Consider the following 17,973-nt stretch of genomic DNA (forward strand, 5'->3'; position numbering starts at 1 on the left):
CCCGCTCGAGTCCGGTCCGTCGTCGCCGGGCGAGATCCACCGGCACCAGCGCCAGGCGTCCCGTCCGTCCCCGAGGACCTGTACGGCGGCCCCGGCGGCGGCCAGATCGACCACCACCGCCCGGCTGACGCTGCGCACGGGCGCTGCCGGACCGCGCAGGCTGAGGGCGACGTCGGGCAGCAGCGTCTGCAGGGTCGGCGCGGACGGGGCCGTGCCGGCGGCCGACCGGGCGGCGGGGGGGGCCCTGGGCCGGGTGGGGGGCGGGCCTTGTCCGCTGGGGGTCGGGGGGGTGGGGGGGGGGGCCGGGCGGGGGGCCGGCCCGCCCACCCCAGATGTGGAACGGCAGGTCCCGCGTCAGCCCTTCACCGCGCCGGCCATGATCCCGGCGACGAGCTGGCGCCCGACGAAGAAGAACATCACCAGCAGCGGCAGGGTCACGAGGAACACGCCACCCATCACCAGCGAGTAGTCGACGAAGTAGTTGTCCCGCAGCGACTGGACCACGAGCGGCAGCGTCGGGTTCTGCGAGGTGAGGATGATCGACGGCCAGAAGTAGTTGGTCCACTGCTGGACGAACTGGAAGAGCCCGAGCATCGCCGCCGCGGGCAGGGCCGCCGGCATCGCCACCGACCAGAAGGTCCGGAACATCGACGCGCCGTCCACGCGGGCGGCCTCGATGAGCTCGTACGGCAGCGCCTCCGAGAGGTACTGGGTCATCCAGAAGACGCCGAACGCCGTGACCAGACCCGGGACGATGACCGCCTGCACCTTGCCGTACCAGCCGATCTCGCTCATGAGGATGTACAGCGGGATGATGCCGAGCTGGACCGGCACCGCCATGGTGGCGATGACGAAGACGAGCAGCGGACCGCGACCGCGGAAGTTGAGCTTCGCGAACGAGTAGCCGGCGAGGGTCGAGAAGAACACCACCGACAGCGACGAGAAGACGCCGATCAGCGTGGAGTTCCACAGCGCCTTCCAGAAGTTGATGCTGTCGGAGGCGATGACCGTCTGGAACTGCGCGAAGAGGCTGGAGTCCGGCAGCCACTGCGGGATCGGGTTCTGCGCGATCGAGACCGAGTCGGACGAGCCCAGCAGGAGCGTGTAGTACAGCGGGAAGATCGAGATCAGCAGGACCGCGCCCAGCAGGAAGTAGGTCAGGCGACCTGCGCGCCGGGTGGACCCTCCGAGCGGCACCCGGCGGCGGCGCTTGGCGGCGGCGCGCGCGGCGCCCGGACCGGCGGTCTGTGCGGTGACGGCGACGGAGCTCATCGGAGGTCCTCCCCGGAGTTCGTGGTGGGCGAGCCGGTGGACGGTCGCGCGGGTGGGGTCGGCGGTGGCGAGGGGATACCGGACCCGGCCGGTGCCCCCGGCGGGGTGGGCGGCATCCGGACGCCGCCCGGTGCACCGGCGGCCCGTGCCTCGGCGAGCAGGCGCTTGGTGTGCTTGCGGCTCACCTTCGACTGCTTCGGCCCGGCGGTGGAGATCCGCTGCGTCACCAGGAAGTTGACCATGCCGATCATGACGATGAGGAGGAACAGCAGCCAGGCGACCGCGGCGGCGCGGCCGAAGTTCTTCTGGTTGCCCCACGCGACGTCGTAGAGGTACACGACCGTGGTCATCCAGTCACGGTTGGGGCCGCCGAGACCACCGGCGTCGTACATGCGGACCTCGTCGAAGATCTGCATGCCGCCGACGGTCGAGGTGATGACCACGAAGATGATGGTGGCGCGGATCTGCGGGACCGTGACCGAGAAGAACTGGCGGACGCGGCCGGCGCCGTCGATGACGGCCGCCTCGTACAGGTCGCGGGGCACGGCCTGCATCGCGGCCAGGAAGATGAGGGTGTTGTAGCCGGTCCAGCGGTAGTTGACCATCGTCGCGATCGCGACGTGGCTGGCCAGCCGGTCACCGTGCCAGGCGATCGGCTCGAGTCCGACGAGCCCGATCAGCTCGTTGATGAAGCCGTACTGGTCGGCGAAGAGGCGGCCGAAGATCATCGAGATCGCGACGGGGGCGACGATGAACGGCACGAGCACGCCCATGCGCCAGAAGGTCGCCGCGCGCAGGTTCTGGTCGAGCAGGGCGGCGATGGTGATCGCCATGATGACCTGCGGGACCGAGGAGAGCAGGAAGATCGAGAAGGTGTTCCCGACGGACTTCCAGAAGGTCGGCTGCTGCAGCACGTCGACGTAGTTCTGCATGCCGACGAAGTCGCCCTGGCCGCCGAGGAGGTTCCACTCGTAGACCGACACCACGGCGGTGTAGCCCAGCGGGAACAGCCCGACGACGGCGAAGAGCAGGAAGAACGGCGAGATGTACAGGTAGGGGGAGACCTTGACGTCCAGTCGGCCGAGCCGCTGGGAGAACCCGATGCGCCGCGACGGGCGGTCGGGGTTGCCGCGCGAGTGCGCTGGCCTGGTGGGGGACATGAGGGCCATGAGGTGATTCCTGTACGTCTCTCCGGTGGGTGCGGACACGTGTCGGGCCGGTCGCCGGGGTCGGCGACCGGCCCGACAGGGTGGTGAGGGAGGGTGACGGGCGGGCCCGTCACCCTCCGGCGGGTCGGATCAGAGACCCAGCTCGTTCACGGAGGCGACCGTGGTCTCCCACGACTTCTCCGGGTCCTCACCGTTCAGGTCGACACGGCTGAGACCGTTCTGGACCTCCTGGTGGATGGAGAAGTAGTTCGGCCCCTTGTACACGGCACCGTCGATGGCCTGCGCCCGCGAGGTGAAGATCTCGCCGGCCGGGGCCTCGCTCATGAAGTCGTTGACGAAGGTCTGGACCTCCTCGGACTCCTGCGCCTCGACCTGCGAGGGGAAGGTGCCGGCCTCGGTGAAGGCCTGCGTCTGGACCTCGGGCGAGGTCAGCCACGCGGCGAGCTCCTGAGCGGCCTCGACGTTCTCGCCGGAGGCGGGCACGGTCAGGAACGAGCCGCCCCAGTTGCCGCCGCCGCCCGGGAAGACGTCAGCGATGTCCCAGCCCTCGACGTTGCCGGCGTTCTGCTCGATCGGACCGGTCATCCAGGACGGGCAGAGCATGGTGGCGAAGGCGTCGTTCTGGAAGCCGGCCGACCAGTCGTCGCCCCACTGCTCCAGACCGGCGGACAGCTTGTCGTCGACCGAGGCCGCGAGGACCTGGTCGTACAGGTCCTTCACCTCGGTGTTGGAGGCGATGTCCTTGGGCTCCCCGGTCTCCGGGTCCTCGTAGGCGGCCTCGACCTGGTTGATCATGCCCTGGTAGGTGGCGACGGCACCGTCGAACCACGCGTTGCCCGTGGCCTCCTGGTACTCCTTGCCGGCGTCGAAGTAGCTCTCCCAGGTCGCGCTGTCGCCGCCGAGCCACTCGGCGAACTCCTCGCGGTCCGAGGGGAGGCCGGCGGCCTCCATCAGGTCGGAGCGGTAGCAGATGGCCTCCGGGCCGATGTCGGTGCCGTAGCCGATGAGCTTGCCGTCGGGCGTGGTGGCCTGCTCGACCTTCCAGTCCACCCAGCGACCGTCGATGGCCGGCATCTCGGCGAAGAGGTCCGGGTACTGCATGAACTCCGAGAGCCAGTCGACCTCGACGGCCTCGATGTCGGCCAGACCCTCGCCACCGGCGGCGAGCTTGGTCGACAGGTTGGTGCGCGCGTCCGCGGCCTCCGCCGCCGTCGTGTGCTGGACGGTGACGTTCGGGTGCTCCTCCGTGTACTGCGCGAGCAGCTCGTCGGTGTACCCGAAGTTGTTGAAGGTGGCGACGGTGAGGGTGATCTCCTCGTCGGTCTCGCCGCTGCCCTCCTCGGAGGTGCTCTCCTCGGTGTCGCCCGAGCAGGCGCCGAGGAGGAGGCCGAGGGACGCGATGCCGGCGGTGGCCGCAGCGAGGCGGCGAGTCCGGCGGGGGCGGGTGCTGCTGAGCACGGTGACTCCCTTGTCTGGTTCGATCGGTGTCGGACGCTTTGGGAGCGCGACCACCTTGCTGAGGATGGTAGCGCTTCCACGACCAAGAGTGATGCTTCCGTCACAAGCGCCTCCGCGTCAAGCCGCCAGGGCGGACGTTGTCGGACGGTGACGTGTCGTCCACGCGTCTCTGCAGGTCAGAGGTGGTGTGGGAGCGCTCCCGTTATGAAAGTGTGACGCGTCATCCCACGCCGTGGGCGGTGCAGTGGTGGCGGTCGGGCGACCCCGGGGGCGGTCAGCCCCGGGCCAGCCAGTCCCGAGCGGCCTGGGCCTCGGCCTCCAGGGCCCGCCGCACGGCACTCGCGGCAGCCTCCTCGACGGCCGCGGCGAACAGCGGGACCGAGGCGTGCAACTCGCCCTCGACGACGTGCCGGGTCCCGCCGTCCTCGGTCGGGGCGAGCAGCAGCGTGCCGGTCAGCCGGACCGGTGCGCCCGTGATCTCGACCACCACCGTCCCGACGTACCGGCCGTCCACGGGGGCCTCCCACGCCTCGGCCTGCCGGATCTCCAGCTGGTCGCCGACGACGTGACGGAGCTGGGAGGGGATCACGTCGGTGGGCACCGTGCGACGCAGGGAGAGGGTGAACCCGGCATGGTGCGAACCGGACAGGTCGACCACCGTCGCGGCCGCGGCGCCACGGTCCTGGGACCGCCAGCGCAGGAACTCCGGGTCGCTCAGCGCGGCGGCCACGGCAGTCGTGTCCGCCGCGTAGGTCAGCTCCACCGTCAGGTGCACGACCACACCCTACCGGCGCCGCCCGGGCCGGTGCGTGCCCGTAGGGTGGTGGGCGTGTCCGCCATGAGTGACCTGATCGCCGAGCACGCCGACCTCCACGAGGGTGACGGCGAGTGGCTCCACCTGCTCGTGGGGGACTGGCAGATCGTCTCCGACCTGGCCTTCGCGGACCTGGTCCTGTGGCTGCCCACCCGCGACGGGCGTTTCGTCGCCGTGGCGCAGTGCCGCCCGAGCACCGGCGCCACCGTCCACTACGACGACGTCGTGGGTTCCTTCGCCCCGGACGGCCAGACGGCGCAGCTCGTCGCCGCGATGACGGAGGCTCGGGCGCAACGGTCGCGCGAGCCGCGCTGGTTCGGTGCCTACGCCGTGCGGGAGGAGGCGGTCCCCGTCGTCCACGACGGCCGGGCCGTCGCGGTCGTCGCCCGCCAGACCAACCTCGGCTCGGGGCGCACCCCGAGCCGGCTGGAGCTCAACTACGTCGAGTCGGCCGACGACCTGCTGGCCATGATCGGGCGTGGCGAGTACCCCTCGCGCAACGCCGCCACCGGCCCGCGCCGCGGTGCGCCGCGCGTCGGGGACGGCCTGATCCGGCTCAACTCCGAGGGCGAGGTGCTGTACGCCAGTCCGAACGCGCTCTCGTGCTTCCACCGCCTCGGCGTCATCGGGCCCCTCGTGGGCCAGTCGCTCATCGAGGTCACCGCCGGGATCGTCGAGCAGCAGAACACCGTCGACGAGTCCCTGCCCCTGGTGGTGATGGGCCGTGCCCCCTGGCGGACCGACATCGAGGCGGGACGCGTCGCCCTGTCGCTGCGTGCGCTGCCGCTGACCGACCACGGCCAGCGCATCGGGGCGGTCCTGCTCTGCCGCGACGTGTCCGAGCTGCGGCGCCGTGAGCGCGAGCTCATGACCAAGGACGCCACGATCCGCGAGATCCACCACCGGGTGAAGAACAACCTCGCCACCGTGGCGGCCCTGCTGCGGCTGCAGGCCCGCCGGATGGACGTCCCCGAGGCGCGGGCGGCCCTGGAGGAGGCGATGCGACGTGTCGCCACGATCTCCCTGGTGCACGAGTCGTTGTCGCAGAACCTCGACGAGCAGGTCGGTCTGGACGACATGCTCAAGCGCGCGCTGCGCATGGCGGCGGACGTCGCCTCGACCCACACCTCCGTGCACACCGCCCAGCAGGGGTCCTTCGGCATGATCCCGGCCCAGGACGCCACGCCGCTGGCGCTGGTGCTCACCGAGCTCGTGACGAACGCGGTCGAGCACGCCTTCCCCGACCGCGAGTCCGGCACGGTGTGGATCGACGTCCGGCGCGACGGTGCCACGCTGAGCGTGGTCGTCGCCGACGACGGGGTGGGGATGCAGGGCGGGATCGACCAGCTCGGCCGCTCCTCGCGCAGCGGGCTGGGTTCCCAGATCGTCAGGACCCTGGTCACCAACGAGCTGCGGGGCACGATCGACTGGCGGCCGCGGGACGACGGCGGGACCGAGGTCGTGCTCGACATCGTGCTGCGGGAGGAGTCCCACCGCTGACCCGTCGGGTCCACCGTCGGCGGGACGCCGCCGCGGTGGCGGACATGCACGAAGGCCCCCTCACCCGTGGTGAGGGGGCCTTCCTGGCGGTGCGACGTGCTCAGCCGGCGCGGCGGGCGCGCGCCGTGCGGCGCTTCAGGGCCCGGCGCTCGTCCTCGCTCATGCCGCCCCAGACACCGGCGTCCTGACCGGACTCCATGGCCCACTTCAGGCAGGTGTCCACGACGTCGCAACGACGGCAGACCGCCTTGGCCTCCTCGATCTGCATGAGCGCGGGGCCGGTGTTGCCGATCGGGAAGAAGAGTTCGGGGTCCTCGTCGAGGCAGGCCGCCTGGTGGCGCCAGTCCATGTCATCTCCTCAGTGCTCGTCCCCTGTCGCGGGCGCCCGTCCCGGCGCATGCCGACGGCTGCCCGTCCGGGTCCGGTGTCGTCCAGGGGGGTTCGGAATCTGCCAACAAGACTCACACCTCGTGAACCGCCGCACAAGGGGTTACGCAAAGATTTCTCCGGCGTGAACCCTGAGGGTTTCATCACACTGCACAACGGGCCTGGTCAGCCTTATCATCGCCACGATGCCCGCCTCCGACGCCCCCTCCGACCCGGCTGACGCCGGTCCCTCCTCACGTCCTCCGCGGGCCCTGGTCGCCGTCGTCGGCGTGGTCGGCCTCGAGGTCCTGGCCATGGTGGTCTTCGCCGGCGCGATGGTCGTCGACCTCGTGCGAGGTCGGTCCGTCAGCCTCGGGATCAGCCTCTTCGCGGTGGCGTTCTTCCTCGCGCTGGCCTGGTTCCTGGCCTGGGCCTCGCGTGCGCTCTGGCGGGGACGCCGTGCCGGCCGCTCGCCCGTCGCCGGCTGGCAGATCTTCCAGGGCCTGCTCGGCATCGCGCTGCTCACCAGCGGGTCCGTCGCCGCGACGCTCGGCGGGGCGATGATGCTCCTGCTGGCCGCGGTCGTCCTGGTCTGTCTCATGACGCGGGGGGTCGTCGAGCACACGCTCGGCTGAGCCGTCGGGCTGCGCGTCGATCCTCACCACCTGGACGCAGACCGCGTGCCCGGCCTGCACCAGGGCACCCCGTCCGGGGCGCGGCGGACCGGGGTCGGCGACCTCCGACACCACGGTGCCCAGCACCTCGTCCGCACCGCGTTCGCCCGGTGCCAGGACCACCCCGGTCCGCCGGCCACGCAGCTCGGCCAGCACGCCGCGGTGGGCCATCACCGCGCCCTGTGTCGTCGCCGAGGCGACGACCGTCAGTCCGTCGTCGACGAGCGCGGCCAGGCGGTCGACCTCGACCGGGCAGGACTGGGTCACGACGTCGAGGTCGTCGACGACGAGGGTTCCCCCTGCCGCGGTGAGGGACCCCACCAGCTCTCGCACACCCGCCGAGGTGCGGCCCGCCGTGGGCGCCTCGCCCGCCGCCGCGCGCACCGCCGGGTCCCGGGAGACGACGCCGGCGAGCCGCCCCGAGGCGGCGAGCGCGCGGGCGACCGTGCACAGCACCGTGCTGCGGCCGGCGCCGCGCGGTCCGACCACCAGCGCGCCCGCGCCCACGTCCAGGGCGACGGGTTCCGCGGCGTCGCCGCCCAGCCCGACCAGGACGGCCGTACCGGTCGCTCGGCGGTCCCGCCGTGCCAGGTCGAGCTCCGCCGCGGCGACCTCCGTGGGCAGCGGCAGCACCCGGGGCGTCCGCTCCCCTCCCGACGGTGCGGGGAGTGCCGCCGCCGGGGAGTGGCCCGGGAGCAGCACCTGGCACAGCTGTGGTTCGTGGTTCCCCAGCAGGACGGCGCGGCCGGGCGGCCCGCCCGCACCGGCGAACGGCTGCGGCACCCCGAGCATCACCGCCGTGTGCGGGTCGTTCCCCAGCATCACCACCCGCGGGCCGACACGCGCCGCGAGGCCGCCCACCGTCGCGGAGTCCGCCGTCACCGCGAAGGCCGCCCGTCCCGCGGCCAGCGCCGTCACCAGCGGGTCCCAGGGGTCGGAGGTCGCCAGCGCGGCGCGCAGCCCGGGGGCGTCGTCGACGAGGACCAGCGTGCGCGACCCGTCGGCCCGGTCGGGAGCGGCCGCGAGCAGCCGCAGGAGCCGGCGCGCCCGGCGCGGGTCGTCGGCGCCGGCCAGGGTGCCGAAGCCCGGATGGTCGGCGAACGGCGTGAAGGCCCGGTGGGCCGCGTCCGGCGCGAGGACGTGCACGGACCACCCGCCTGCCAGTGCCGCGCGCGCCAGGGTGGCCAGGACGGTGGTCCGTCCCGAGCGTGCCGCACCCAGCACGGCGAGGTGGCCGTCGTGCGGCCGCCAGCACGCGAGCCGACGACGTTGCCCGTCCGGGTCGTCGGCGAGCGCCAGCGGCAGCCGGTCCGGGCCGGGCGGCGGGTCCTCGTCACCGGGCCGGACGTCGTCGGCACCCACCTGGTCCGGCAGCGGCGGCAGCCACGGGGCGGGGCCCGGCCGGTGCCCGAGCCCGTGGGCAGCGCGGCGCAGGGCCGCCACGAGGTCCGCCACGGGGTCACCGTCGTCGGCGGGCCGGTCCGCCCGGACGGACGGGCTGTCGTGGCTCCCCGCCGTCCACCCGGACGGAACCCGTCGCACGGACCCGGCGGTGCCGTCGCCCCGCGCCCCGGCGTGGGCGCACTGCACCGCGAGCGGCGTCGCGGAGCCGATGCGCAGGACGGCCCGGCCGGGGTCGCCGACCCGGATGGCCGCAGCCGCCGGGTGCTCGACGACGTCGCGGGAGTCCGCGACGTCCACGACGCGCAGGGCGATCCGGGTGGTGACGTTGGCCCGCAGGTCGGCGCTGACGGCACCGGCCGGGCGCTGGGTGGCCAGCACGAGGTGGACACCGAGCGAACGCCCCTGCGCGGCGATCCGCAGCAGCCCGGGCAGGAACTCCGGCAGGTCGTCGGCCAGGGCGCGGAACTCGTCGATGACGACGACCAGCCGGGGCAAGGTCCCGGCGGGCAGGTCATCCGACGTCGCGACGCCGTGGTCGGCGAGCAGGCGTTCACGGCGACGCAGCTCGGCGCGCAGTCCCGTCAGGGCCCGACCGGCCAGCCCCGGTTCGAGGTCGGTCACCTGCCCGACCACGTGCGGCAGGTCGGCGCAGCGACCGAAGGAGGCGCCGCCCTTGAAGTCGACGAGCGCGAGGGACAGGTCGGCGGGGGAGCGGGTCGCGGCCAGGGCGAGCACCAGCGACTGCAGCAGCTCCGACTTGCCGGCGCCGGTGGTGCCGGCCACGAGCAGGTGCGGACCGTCCGCCACGAGGTCCAGGACGACCGGGGTCCCGTCGGCGCCGCGTCCGAGCGGGATCGTCCACCCTCGCGCGCGGGCCCAGCGCGCGGCGGGGTCGGATCCGTCCAGCAGGTCGCGCAGCGCGACGGTCGCCGGGATGCGTGGGTCGGTGGGATCGGAGCGGCCGTCGCTCCGGTCGGGGGTGGTGTCCTCACCGAGCCGTGCCGGCTCGCGACCCAGCGCACGCAGCCCGGCCAAGCGGCGGGCCGTCCGCTCGGCCCACGCGACGGTGACTCCCGTGGCGGCCACGACGGTGTCCGTACCGTCCGGAGCGGTGCGCAGCACGCGGCCGTCGGGGGTGACGTCCCATCTGGTGCGGCACCAGGCGGGCTCCCGCGGTGCCGGATCCCTCCCGTCGTCGGGCAGGCAGAGGACGACGACGTCACCGCGGCGCGCCGCGCGGTCCGCCGCGGCGAGGTCCTCCGGCCGGGGGGAGTCGACGACCAGGACACGGGACGGCCCGCTCGAGTCCGGTCCGTCGTCGCCGGGCGAGATCCACCGGCACCAGCGCCAGGCGTCCCGTCCGTCCCCGAGGACCTGCACGGCGGCCCCGGCGGCGGCCAGATCGACCACCACCGCCCGGCTGACGCTGCGCACGGGCGCTGCCGGACCGCGCAGGCTGAGGGCGCCGTCGGGCAGCAGCGTCTGCAGGGTCGGCGCGGACGGGGCCGTGCCGGCGGCCGACCGGGCGGCGGCGTGCGCACGCCGGACGCGCAGCCATGCACCGTCGGACGCCTGGTGGGCCGCGGCCGTCCGTGCGCCGGTGCGGCCCGGGTCCGCGCCCACCGGGGGCGGCGCGAGCGGGACCGGGTCCGCAGCGCCCCGCCGCCGTCGGCGCACGGCCGCGACGACCTGGGGTACCAGGGCGATCACCGCCACCAGGGAGAACAGGGCGTACAGCGGCTGGCGCAGGGTGACGGCGAGAACCACGGAGCCCAGCACGGGCACCAGCCCGGTGATCAGCATCGCCGGCCCGGCACCGGCCGGACGGTCGGTCGCGGCCGCGGCGGGACCCAGCCAGACGTCGACGTCACCCGAGGCGTGCAGCGCGTAGCGTGATCCGTCCAGGTGGAGCTCCGTGCCCGGTCGCCAGCGGCGCGGCCAGGGCCCGAGCCGCCGGGTGCGCCCGGCGGGCGGGGCCAGGGCGACGGGCTGCCGCCACCAGGGCCCCCGGGTCACCGGGCGGGGGACACGGTGCGGGGCGGCCCGTCGCGGCAGCCGGCGCACCCGCACCCGGTCCCGGGTGTCCACGGTCACGCGGACCCGCGCATCGCGCTGACCGAGCGTCAGCGGTGCCCCGACGGCGAGCACCCGCGGCTCCCCGGCGCTCAGACCCGACGCCGCGGTCAGGAACCACCGGCTGCGCAGCGCGGCGACGTCGGCCGCCGGCAGCCTCCCGCCGCACGGGCCGGCCACGGAGAGCACCGCCCCCGGCAGCAGCGGACGGCGGCCCACGCGGGCGTCGTCACCGACGGGCCGGTCGTCGGCGATCAGCTCGGCGCGCAGCAGCTCGGGTCTCCGGACGAGGTCGGCGAGCGGGGCGCGCAGGTCACCGAGCCGCGCGCCCTCGGGCAGCTCGACGTCCTCGTCGGGGTGCAGCGTGAGGCGGACGGGCATGTGCACGACGGTGTCATCCCCGCCACCACCCACGCCGCGGTCGTCCACACCCTGTGGACGACCGCGGCTCCGGCGGACGTCACTCCGTGCCGAGCGCCTCCACCGGTGAGGCCTTCAGCGCCGTGCGGGCGGGCGCCACCGAGGCGACCAGGCCGGCCACGAGCGCGACGACCAGCACCAGGGCGATCTCGAGCCACGGGACGCTCAGGGTCACGTCACCCATGATCCCGAGCGCGGCCCCGGCACCCGCCCAGCCGTACACCAGGCCCAGCACGACGCCGAGCACCGCGCCGACACCCGCGATGAGCAGGCCCTCGATCGCGAGCATGCCGCGCAGCTGGGCCTTCGACAGCCCGATCGCCCGCAGCGTCGCCGACTCGCGGCGCCGTTCGATGACCGACAGCGACAGCGTGTTCGCCACCCCGATCAGGGCGATGACCACGGCGACCGCGAGCAATCCGACGACGATGCCCAGCATCGTGTCGATCACTCGGTCGAACAGGGCGCGTTGGGACGCGACGCCGGTGACCTGGGCCGACTCGCCCGAGTCCGCCACGACGTCCTGGATCGCGCCGACGGCGGACGCGGCGTCCACGTCGTCGTCCAGCGCCAGGTACATCCCCGTCACGGGCGCGTCCGTGGACAGTGCCGCCAGGTCGTCGGTCGTCAGGTAGCTCGTGTAGCCGGAGGCACCGACCGCCACGGTGACGGTCACCGCGCCGTCGGTGTCCGTCAGCTCGACGGAGTCCCCGGTGCCCAGCGCCAGGTCCTGCGCCTGGACCTCACCGAGGAGCACCGTGCCCGGCTCGAGGTCCGCCAGGACGTCCGGGGCGTTCAACACCTCCGCGCCGCCCGCCGGGTCGATGGCGGTGAGTGGCAGCCAGGTCGCCGCCGACCCGGCGCCGGACGTCGCCCGTACGAGGATCTCCGAGACGTCGGTGGTCGCACGCACGCCGTCCACGGCGGCCACGTCAGCCCGCAGCTCGCCCGACAGGGCTTCCTGCTCGCCGTCGGCGTCGGAGGCGGTCGAGGTCACCATCACGTCCACCGGGAACTGCTCGTCCAGCGCCGCCGTCAGCGACGTCCGGGCGCTCGCGGCCCCGGTGGTCATCATCGCCACCAGGGTGACGCCGATGAGCAGCGCGGTGCTGGTGGTCGCCGTGCGCCGCGGGTTGCGCAGCGTGTTCGCGGCCGCGAGCCGCGCCGTCGGGCCCGAGGCGGCGACGAGCCGTCCCGCCGCCGCGGCGACCCTCGGCAGCCAGAAGACGGCCCCGACGGCCACCCCGACGAACGACAGCGCACCGCCGGCGATCCCGGCCAGCAGGCCGAGCGTCGGCTCCTGCCAGACCGTGCCCAGCGCGGCGCCCGCCGCGAGCAGCCCGAAGCCGACCGCCGCGGTCAGCAGCGACAGCACCAGGCGGACCTTCCCGGCGCGACGCGAGGTCGTGGGGGAGGCGGCCGGACGCAGCGCGGCCAGCGGTGCCACCCGGGTCGCCACCCGGGCGGGGACCAGAGCGGCGCCGACCGTGACGACGGTGCCGACCAGTACCGGGACCACGATGACCTGCCAGGTGAGCGCGACGGCGCCCGGCAGCGGCACGGGGACGTCCATGGCGTGGGCGACCCACAGAGCCGCCTGCCCGAGCGCCGTGCCGAGCAGCACGCCGGCCACCGAGGCGACCAGGCCGAGGATCGCCGCCTCGGTGAGCACGCTGCGACCCACCTGGGCCTTGTCCGCCCCGACGCAGCGCAGCAGCGCCAGCGTGCGGGCCCGCTGGGCCACGAGCACCTGGAAGGTGTTGGTGATGACCAGCCCGGCCACCACCAGCGCGATCGCGGCGAAGGTGAGCACGAACACGAGGAACATCAGGTCCTGACCGCCGGTGAGCTCGGCGGCGGACTCGGCCGCGCGCTCGTCGGTGGTGACCACCCACGGTGCGCTGTCCGTGCTCGTGGCTCCACCGACCGTCCCGGCGAGCGCGGACTGCGCCGCGGTGACGTCCGTGCCGTCCGCCACGACGACGGCGGCCTCGGTGACGGCGACCGGCTCGCCCCGGGCCTCGGTCTGCCACGTCGTGTAGGTCGCGGCGTCGACGACGGCGGCACCACCGGTCTGCGCGTACGCCCCGAACGGGTCGTCCAGCAGCCCGACGACGGCCGGCGTCTCGGTGACCTGTTGCCACGAGCCGTCGTCGCCGACGACGTCGCGCCCGACGTCGACGGTGTCCCCGAGCGTGACGCCGAGCCGGTCGGCGACGTCGGCCGGCAGCGCGATCTCGCCGGCGGCGGACGGCATCGCGCCCGCGGTCACCTCGAGGGGCATGAGCCGGTCGTCCGCCGTGGGGACGACGCTCTGGTAGACCGAGCGGGCCCCGTCGGTCAGCTCGGCGTAGATGGCCGTCACCGGAGCGACGGCCGCGACGCCGTCGGTCGCGGCCAGCGCGTCGACGTCGAGCGGGGCGTCCTGCGTGGCGCCGACCACGAGGTCGGCGTCGCCGTACTGCGCGGCGACGGAGTCGTACGTCATGCGGGTGATGACGCCGGAGGCCAGCAGCGTGGCCGCGACGAAGGCCGTCCCGATGACGATCGCGACGCCCGCGGCGGCGAGCCGGCCGGCGCTGCGGCGCATCTGGGCCAGGGTGATCCGCAGCATCAGGCACCTGCCGGCGTGACGTCGTCGGACACGGGGGTCTCGAGGGAGCGCAACGCGTCCAACCCGGCCAGCACGGCCTCCGGCGTGGGGTCGGAGATCTCCCCGGCGATCCGGCCGTCGGCGATGAGGACCACCCTGTCCGCGTACGCCGCGGCCGTCGGGTCGTGGGTGACCATGATGATCGTGCGGCCCAGCTCGCGGACGCTGCGGCGCAGGAAGCTCAGGACCTCCACGCCGCTGCGGGAGTCCAGGTTGCCGGTGGGCTCGTCGGCGAACACGACCTCCGGCTGGGCGATGAGCGCCCGGGCGATGGCGACGCGCTGCTGCTGGCCTCCGGAGAGCTCGCTCGGGCGGTGGGTGAGCCGCTCGGACAGCCCGAGCGTGGTCACCAGCGTGTCGAACCAGGCGCGGTCGACGGTGCCGCCGGCGAGCTCGACCGGGAGGGTGATGTTCTGCTCGGCGGTGAACATCGGCAGCAGGTTGAACTGCTGGAAGACGAACCCGACGCGGTCCCGTCGCAGCCTCGTCAGGGCCTTGTCTGCCAGGGCGGTCACGTCCGTCGTCCCGAGGAACGCCTGGCCGCTCGTGGCGCTGTCGAGGCCGGCCAGCAGGTGCATGAGCGTGGACTTGCCCGAGCCCGACGGGCCCATGATCGCGGTGAACCGGCCGGCCGCGAAGTCCACGTCCACACCATCCAGGGCGCGGACCTGCGCCTGGCCGGTGCCGTAGGTCTTGGTCAGGGCCCGGGCCCGCACGGCCGGGACGTGGTCGGTGGGGTCCGCGGCCTGACGGGCGCCGTCGTCGATCGGGACGTACACGGTGGTGTCCACGGGATGCTCTCCGCATGTCTGGTGCTGGCGGCTCCCGTCGGGGAGCGCGATGACGGCACCGACGCTACGGAGCGCTGGACGCGCCGTCGTCGGTCTGCAGGCTGGTCCCGACGGGCGTCCAGGTCATCCTCAGGGAGGACGTCCACCCCGGGTGACCTCCGGGTTCCCCCGGACGCCGGGGAAGGGGAACCCGGAGAGCGTCGGCTCAGCGCGGCGGCCAGACGTGGGACGAGGTCACGGTCATCCAGGCGCTCACCCGGGGGTTGTCGCGGACCACGTACGGCTTGTCGGTGTAGTGGCGGGCGAGGCGGTCGATGTCGGCCAGGTCCGGGTCGTCGACGAGCTCGACCTCGCCGCGCAGGCTCACGTGGTGGTACCAGTTCGTGTCCAGCACGGTGAGCGAGACGCGCGGGTCGTGCTGGAGGTGCCGCAGGCGGGCGCGGCCGGCGTCGAGGTTGAGCAGGACGCGCTGGGATTCGTCGTCCCAGAGGTACCAGGTGGCCACCGACACGGGAGCCCCGGAGGGCGTCACCGTGGCCATCACGGCCGGGTTCGGACGGCGGAGCAGCTCGAGGGTGGCGGACGTCAGGGGAGTGGTCGTCATCCGCCCATTCTGGTGGGCGTCACCCGTCGTCGCGGAGGCGGGCCCGCACGAGGACGAAGACCGCCGCCGACAGCAGCAGACCGGCGGTGAGGACGATCCAGACGTAGACCGGCCCGCCGACGAGGCTCTCCAGCAGGACGCGGCTCTGCGAGGTGGGGTCGGCGAGCACCACGGCCACGAAGGCCGCCACGACGACCACGACCACCCCGGTCAGGGCCCGCTCCCACCTCTTGTCCATCCGGGAGTGGTCCATCACGCGTTTGCCGGCCCGCACGATGTGCCGGGCCCGCAGCAGCCGGAGCGCGCCGACGGCACGGATCAGCCGCAGGAGCTGGGCCGGTCCGATCGCCAACGCGGCGGAGACGACGATGGCCAGCGTGACCCCGACCAGCCAGCGGTGCTCCCGCACCCACTGCCGTTTGTCGCCGGAGACCGCGAACAGCACCACGGTCTCCGACAGCAGCACGGCACCGGTGAGCAGGCTGCCCACGGTGCCGATCGTCGAGTAGGGCTCGGAGAGCAGCGTCAGCCAGACGGCCGGGACGGAGGCCAGCGCCGCGACGATCACCGGCCACGCGAACCGCCGCTCCCAGCGGTCCTCGGTCGGCTCGGGCGCCGGGTCCTCCACGGCGGAGGACCTGGGCTCGAGGGAGGACTCGCGGGACACGACACCCAGGGTAGGGGCAGCCGCCGGGGGCGCGGCGGCCGGTTCAGGCCCCGGGCCGGACGAGCCCGGTCTCGTAGGCGGTCACCACGGCCTGGACCCGGTCGCGGGCTCCCAGCTTGGCGAGCACGCGGCCGACGTGCGTCTTCACGGTCGTCTCGGCGACGAACAGGTCGGCCGCTATCTCGGTGTTGGACCGCCCGCGCGCCATGAGGACCAGCACCTCGCGCTCGCGGTCGGTCAGCGCGGCCAGCGCCGCGTGCTGGGCCGGGGCGGACGACGCCGGCAGCGCCGTGACGAGATGCTCCAGCAGGCGGCGGGTGGAGGACGGCGCGATGACCGCGTCGCCGTGGTGCACCGTCCGGACCGCGGCGAGCAGCTCCTCCGGCGGGGTGTCCTTGAGCAGGAAGCCGGACGCCCCGGCGCGGATCGCCTCGAGGACGTACTCGTCGAGGTCGAAGGTCGTCAGCACGACGACCGTCGGCGCGTCGGAGGAGGCCGTGAGCCGGGCCGTGGCCGTCAGACCGTCCATGGTCGGCATGCGCACGTCCATGAGCACCACGTCGACCCGGTGGCCGGCCAGCAGCCGCAGCGCCTGCGCGCCGTCGGAGGCCTCGACGACCACGGTCAGATCCTCCTGGGAGTCGATGACCATCCGCAGCCCGGCGCGCACGAGCTGCTGGTCGTCGACGAGCGCGACCCGGATCGGCGCGGTCATACGGGCTCCTCGATGTCCTCGGACGGTCCTGTGGCGGCGGGTGCCGAGGCGGGGACCGGCAGGACGAACCGTACCCGCCAGCCTCCGCCGGGACGGGGGCCGGCGGTGACGTTCCCGCCGAAGACGGCTGCTCGCTCCCGCATGCCCAGCAGCCCGAAGCCGGGGCGGCCGTGCGACACCGCGGCGGCACCTCGCCCGTCGTCGGTCACGTCCACGGTCACCGCGTCGGCGGTCCACCGGAGCACCACGGTCACCTGCGGTCGCGGACCGGCGTGCTTGCGCACGTTGCTCAAGGCCTCCTGGGTCACGCGGTGCAGGGTGAGCCCGGCCCCCGGGGGGAGCCGGCGTGCGGTCCCGACCCGGACGAGCGAGACGCGCATCCCGGCACCGCGTGACTGCTGCACGAGCCCGTCGAGCTCGGCGTCGTCCGGTTGCGGGCGCAGGGGCGCGGGGGCCGGCGGTGAAGCCTCGGTCGGCCCGGTCGGACCGTCGGGGCCGACCGGCAGGGACTCGTCGGCCGTCCGCCCGGCGCCGGCCGGGACCGGTGCGCGCGACGTCGCCGCGTCGTCGTCGCGCAGGACGCCGAGCAGTCGGCGCATGTCGGCCAGTGCCGCGCGCCCCGTCTCGGACACGACGCCGAGGGCACGGACGGCCGCCTGCGGGTCGGCCGAGGCCGCGTAGCGGCCGCCGTCGGCCTGGGCGACCACGATCGAGAGCGAGTGGGCGACGATGTCGTGCATCTCGCGGGCGATGCGCGCACGCTCCGCGGCGGTGGCGATCCGGGCCTGCTGGTCGCGCTCGACCTCGAGCCGCTCGGCGCGGTCCCGCAGCGCCTCGACGGTGACGCGCCGGTAGCGGCGCACCAGGGCCAGCGCCCACACGGCCAGCGCGACGGTCGAGCAGAACAGGCTGATCCCGAGCGTGTCCGCGAGCCCTCCGAACCAGGCGTCCTGCAGAACCAGCACCGGACCGAGGAGGAAGCATCCCGCGACGGCGGAGACGATCGCGGTGACGTGGGCCCAGCGTGGTCCGTAGACGGTGACGGCCCACAGGGCGGCGAGCACCGCGACGTCCCCGGGCAGCAGCAGGGGCAGGCCGGAGAGCAGGTGGGCGAGGCCCACGGCGTACACGGCGACGACGGAGGCGACCGGGTGGGTACGTCGCCAGGCGAGGGGGACGACGAGGGCGAGGGACCAGGCCAGCACGGCGGGGCCCCGGCCGGCGCCCGACAGATCGGTGGCGCTGACCAGCACCGCCAGGGCGAGCGTCCCGGCCCCGACGGCGTCGACCCCGAACCGGTGCCCCTCGAACCACCGGTTGACCCGTCCTGACCAGCCCATGGCCGCTAGCCTAGGCAGACGGAAGGCCGGGGACGTCCCCCCAGGGTCTGATC

Annotated in this window: 13 protein-coding genes; 1 reads left to right on the plus strand and 12 read right to left on the minus strand. The window is 74.2% G+C overall.

The window, feature by feature from the left end:
• Positions 1–354: 354 nt before the first annotated feature.
• The 4 genes from Q6350_RS05800 to Q6350_RS05815 all read right to left on the minus strand — a co-directional run bounded on the left by Q6350_RS05800 (position 355) and on the right by Q6350_RS05815 (position 4,674).
• The gene (locus Q6350_RS05800) at positions 355–1,272 is read right to left on the minus strand and encodes a carbohydrate ABC transporter permease (protein ID WP_171247651.1); all 918 of its coding nucleotides are present in this window, start codon (positions 1,270–1,272) and stop codon (positions 355–357) included.
• Positions 1,269–2,441: a carbohydrate ABC transporter permease gene (locus Q6350_RS05805; RefSeq protein ID WP_171247652.1), complete on the minus strand. Its 1,173-nt coding sequence runs from the start codon at positions 2,439–2,441 to the stop codon at positions 1,269–1,271. Before Q6350_RS05805 ends, Q6350_RS05800 begins: the two co-directional genes overlap by 4 nt.
• Before the next feature lie 129 nt (positions 2,442–2,570).
• Complete coding sequence (locus Q6350_RS05810) at positions 2,571–3,899, minus strand: ABC transporter substrate-binding protein (protein ID WP_304603285.1); 1,329 nt, start codon at positions 3,897–3,899, stop codon at positions 2,571–2,573.
• A 274-nt stretch (positions 3,900–4,173) separates the two neighbouring features.
• Complete coding sequence (locus Q6350_RS05815) at positions 4,174–4,674, minus strand: DUF2505 domain-containing protein (protein WP_305065748.1); 501 nt, start codon at positions 4,672–4,674, stop codon at positions 4,174–4,176.
• A 63-nt stretch (positions 4,675–4,737) separates the two neighbouring features.
• Between Q6350_RS05815 and Q6350_RS05820 the strand changes: the two genes are divergently transcribed.
• Positions 4,738–6,213: a sensor histidine kinase gene (locus Q6350_RS05820; protein ID WP_304603784.1), complete on the plus strand. Its 1,476-nt coding sequence runs from the start codon at positions 4,738–4,740 to the stop codon at positions 6,211–6,213.
• A gap of 100 nt (positions 6,214–6,313) precedes the next feature.
• On the opposite strand, the gene Q6350_RS05825 is transcribed toward Q6350_RS05820, so the two are convergent.
• From Q6350_RS05825 to Q6350_RS05860, 8 genes are all read right to left on the minus strand, one after another.
• Positions 6,314–6,562, minus strand: a complete 249-nt coding sequence (locus Q6350_RS05825; protein WP_171247655.1) for a WhiB family transcriptional regulator — start codon at positions 6,560–6,562, stop codon at positions 6,314–6,316.
• Between the two features lie 271 nt (positions 6,563–6,833).
• On the minus strand, positions 6,834–11,111 hold the full coding sequence (locus Q6350_RS05830) for an FtsK/SpoIIIE domain-containing protein (RefSeq protein ID WP_305065749.1): 4,278 nt from the start codon (positions 11,109–11,111) through the stop codon (positions 6,834–6,836).
• A 79-nt stretch (positions 11,112–11,190) separates the two neighbouring features.
• Complete coding sequence (locus Q6350_RS05835) at positions 11,191–13,764, minus strand: ABC transporter permease (protein ID WP_305065750.1); 2,574 nt, start codon at positions 13,762–13,764, stop codon at positions 11,191–11,193.
• Positions 13,764–14,594, minus strand: a complete 831-nt coding sequence (locus tag Q6350_RS05840) for an ABC transporter ATP-binding protein (protein WP_369810865.1) — start codon at positions 14,592–14,594, stop codon at positions 13,764–13,766. The genes Q6350_RS05835 and Q6350_RS05840 overlap by 1 nt, the downstream gene beginning before the upstream one ends.
• Positions 14,595–14,799: 205 nt before the next feature.
• Positions 14,800–15,198, minus strand: coding sequence for a TIGR03618 family F420-dependent PPOX class oxidoreductase (locus Q6350_RS05845; protein WP_304603289.1), 399 nt, complete (start codon positions 15,196–15,198; stop codon positions 14,800–14,802).
• A 19-nt stretch (positions 15,199–15,217) separates the two neighbouring features.
• On the minus strand, positions 15,218–15,865 hold the full coding sequence (locus Q6350_RS05850; protein WP_305065751.1) for a hypothetical protein: 648 nt from the start codon (positions 15,863–15,865) through the stop codon (positions 15,218–15,220).
• A 43-nt stretch (positions 15,866–15,908) separates the two neighbouring features.
• Positions 15,909–16,580 (minus strand): response regulator transcription factor, encoded by a 672-nt coding sequence (locus Q6350_RS05855; RefSeq protein WP_305065752.1) that lies wholly within the window; start codon positions 16,578–16,580, stop codon positions 15,909–15,911.
• Positions 16,577–17,920: a sensor histidine kinase gene (locus Q6350_RS05860; RefSeq protein WP_305065753.1), complete on the minus strand. Its 1,344-nt coding sequence runs from the start codon at positions 17,918–17,920 to the stop codon at positions 16,577–16,579. The genes Q6350_RS05855 and Q6350_RS05860 overlap by 4 nt, the downstream gene beginning before the upstream one ends.
• Between the last annotated feature and the right edge of the window lie 53 nt (positions 17,921–17,973).

The sequence above is a fragment of the Isoptericola sp. b515 genome (genome assembly GCF_030588125.1).
GTDB lineage: Bacteria > Actinomycetota > Actinomycetes > Actinomycetales > Cellulomonadaceae > Isoptericola > Isoptericola sediminis.

Bases quoted from the DNA above. Each gene is read 5' to 3' on its own strand.
- Q6350_RS05800 (WP_171247651.1), bottom strand. From the start codon at position 1,272: ATGAGCTCCGTCGCCGTCACCGCACAGACCGCCGGTCCGGGCGCCGCG.
- Q6350_RS05805 (WP_171247652.1), bottom strand. From the start codon at position 2,441: ATGGCCCTCATGTCCCCCACCAGGCCAGCGCACTCGCGCGGCAACCCC.
- Q6350_RS05820 (WP_304603784.1), top strand. From the start codon at position 4,738: ATGAGTGACCTGATCGCCGAGCACGCCGACCTCCACGAGGGTGACGGC.
- Q6350_RS05825 (WP_171247655.1), bottom strand. From the start codon at position 6,562: ATGGACTGGCGCCACCAGGCGGCCTGCCTCGACGAGGACCCCGAACTC.
- Q6350_RS05830 (WP_305065749.1), bottom strand. From the start codon at position 11,111: ATGCCCGTCCGCCTCACGCTGCACCCCGACGAGGACGTCGAGCTGCCC.
- Q6350_RS05835 (WP_305065750.1), bottom strand. From the start codon at position 13,764: ATGCTGCGGATCACCCTGGCCCAGATGCGCCGCAGCGCCGGCCGGCTC.
- Q6350_RS05845 (WP_304603289.1), bottom strand. From the start codon at position 15,198: ATGACGACCACTCCCCTGACGTCCGCCACCCTCGAGCTGCTCCGCCGT.
- Q6350_RS05855 (WP_305065752.1), bottom strand. From the start codon at position 16,580: ATGACCGCGCCGATCCGGGTCGCGCTCGTCGACGACCAGCAGCTCGTG.
- Q6350_RS05860 (WP_305065753.1), bottom strand. From the start codon at position 17,920: ATGGGCTGGTCAGGACGGGTCAACCGGTGGTTCGAGGGGCACCGGTTC.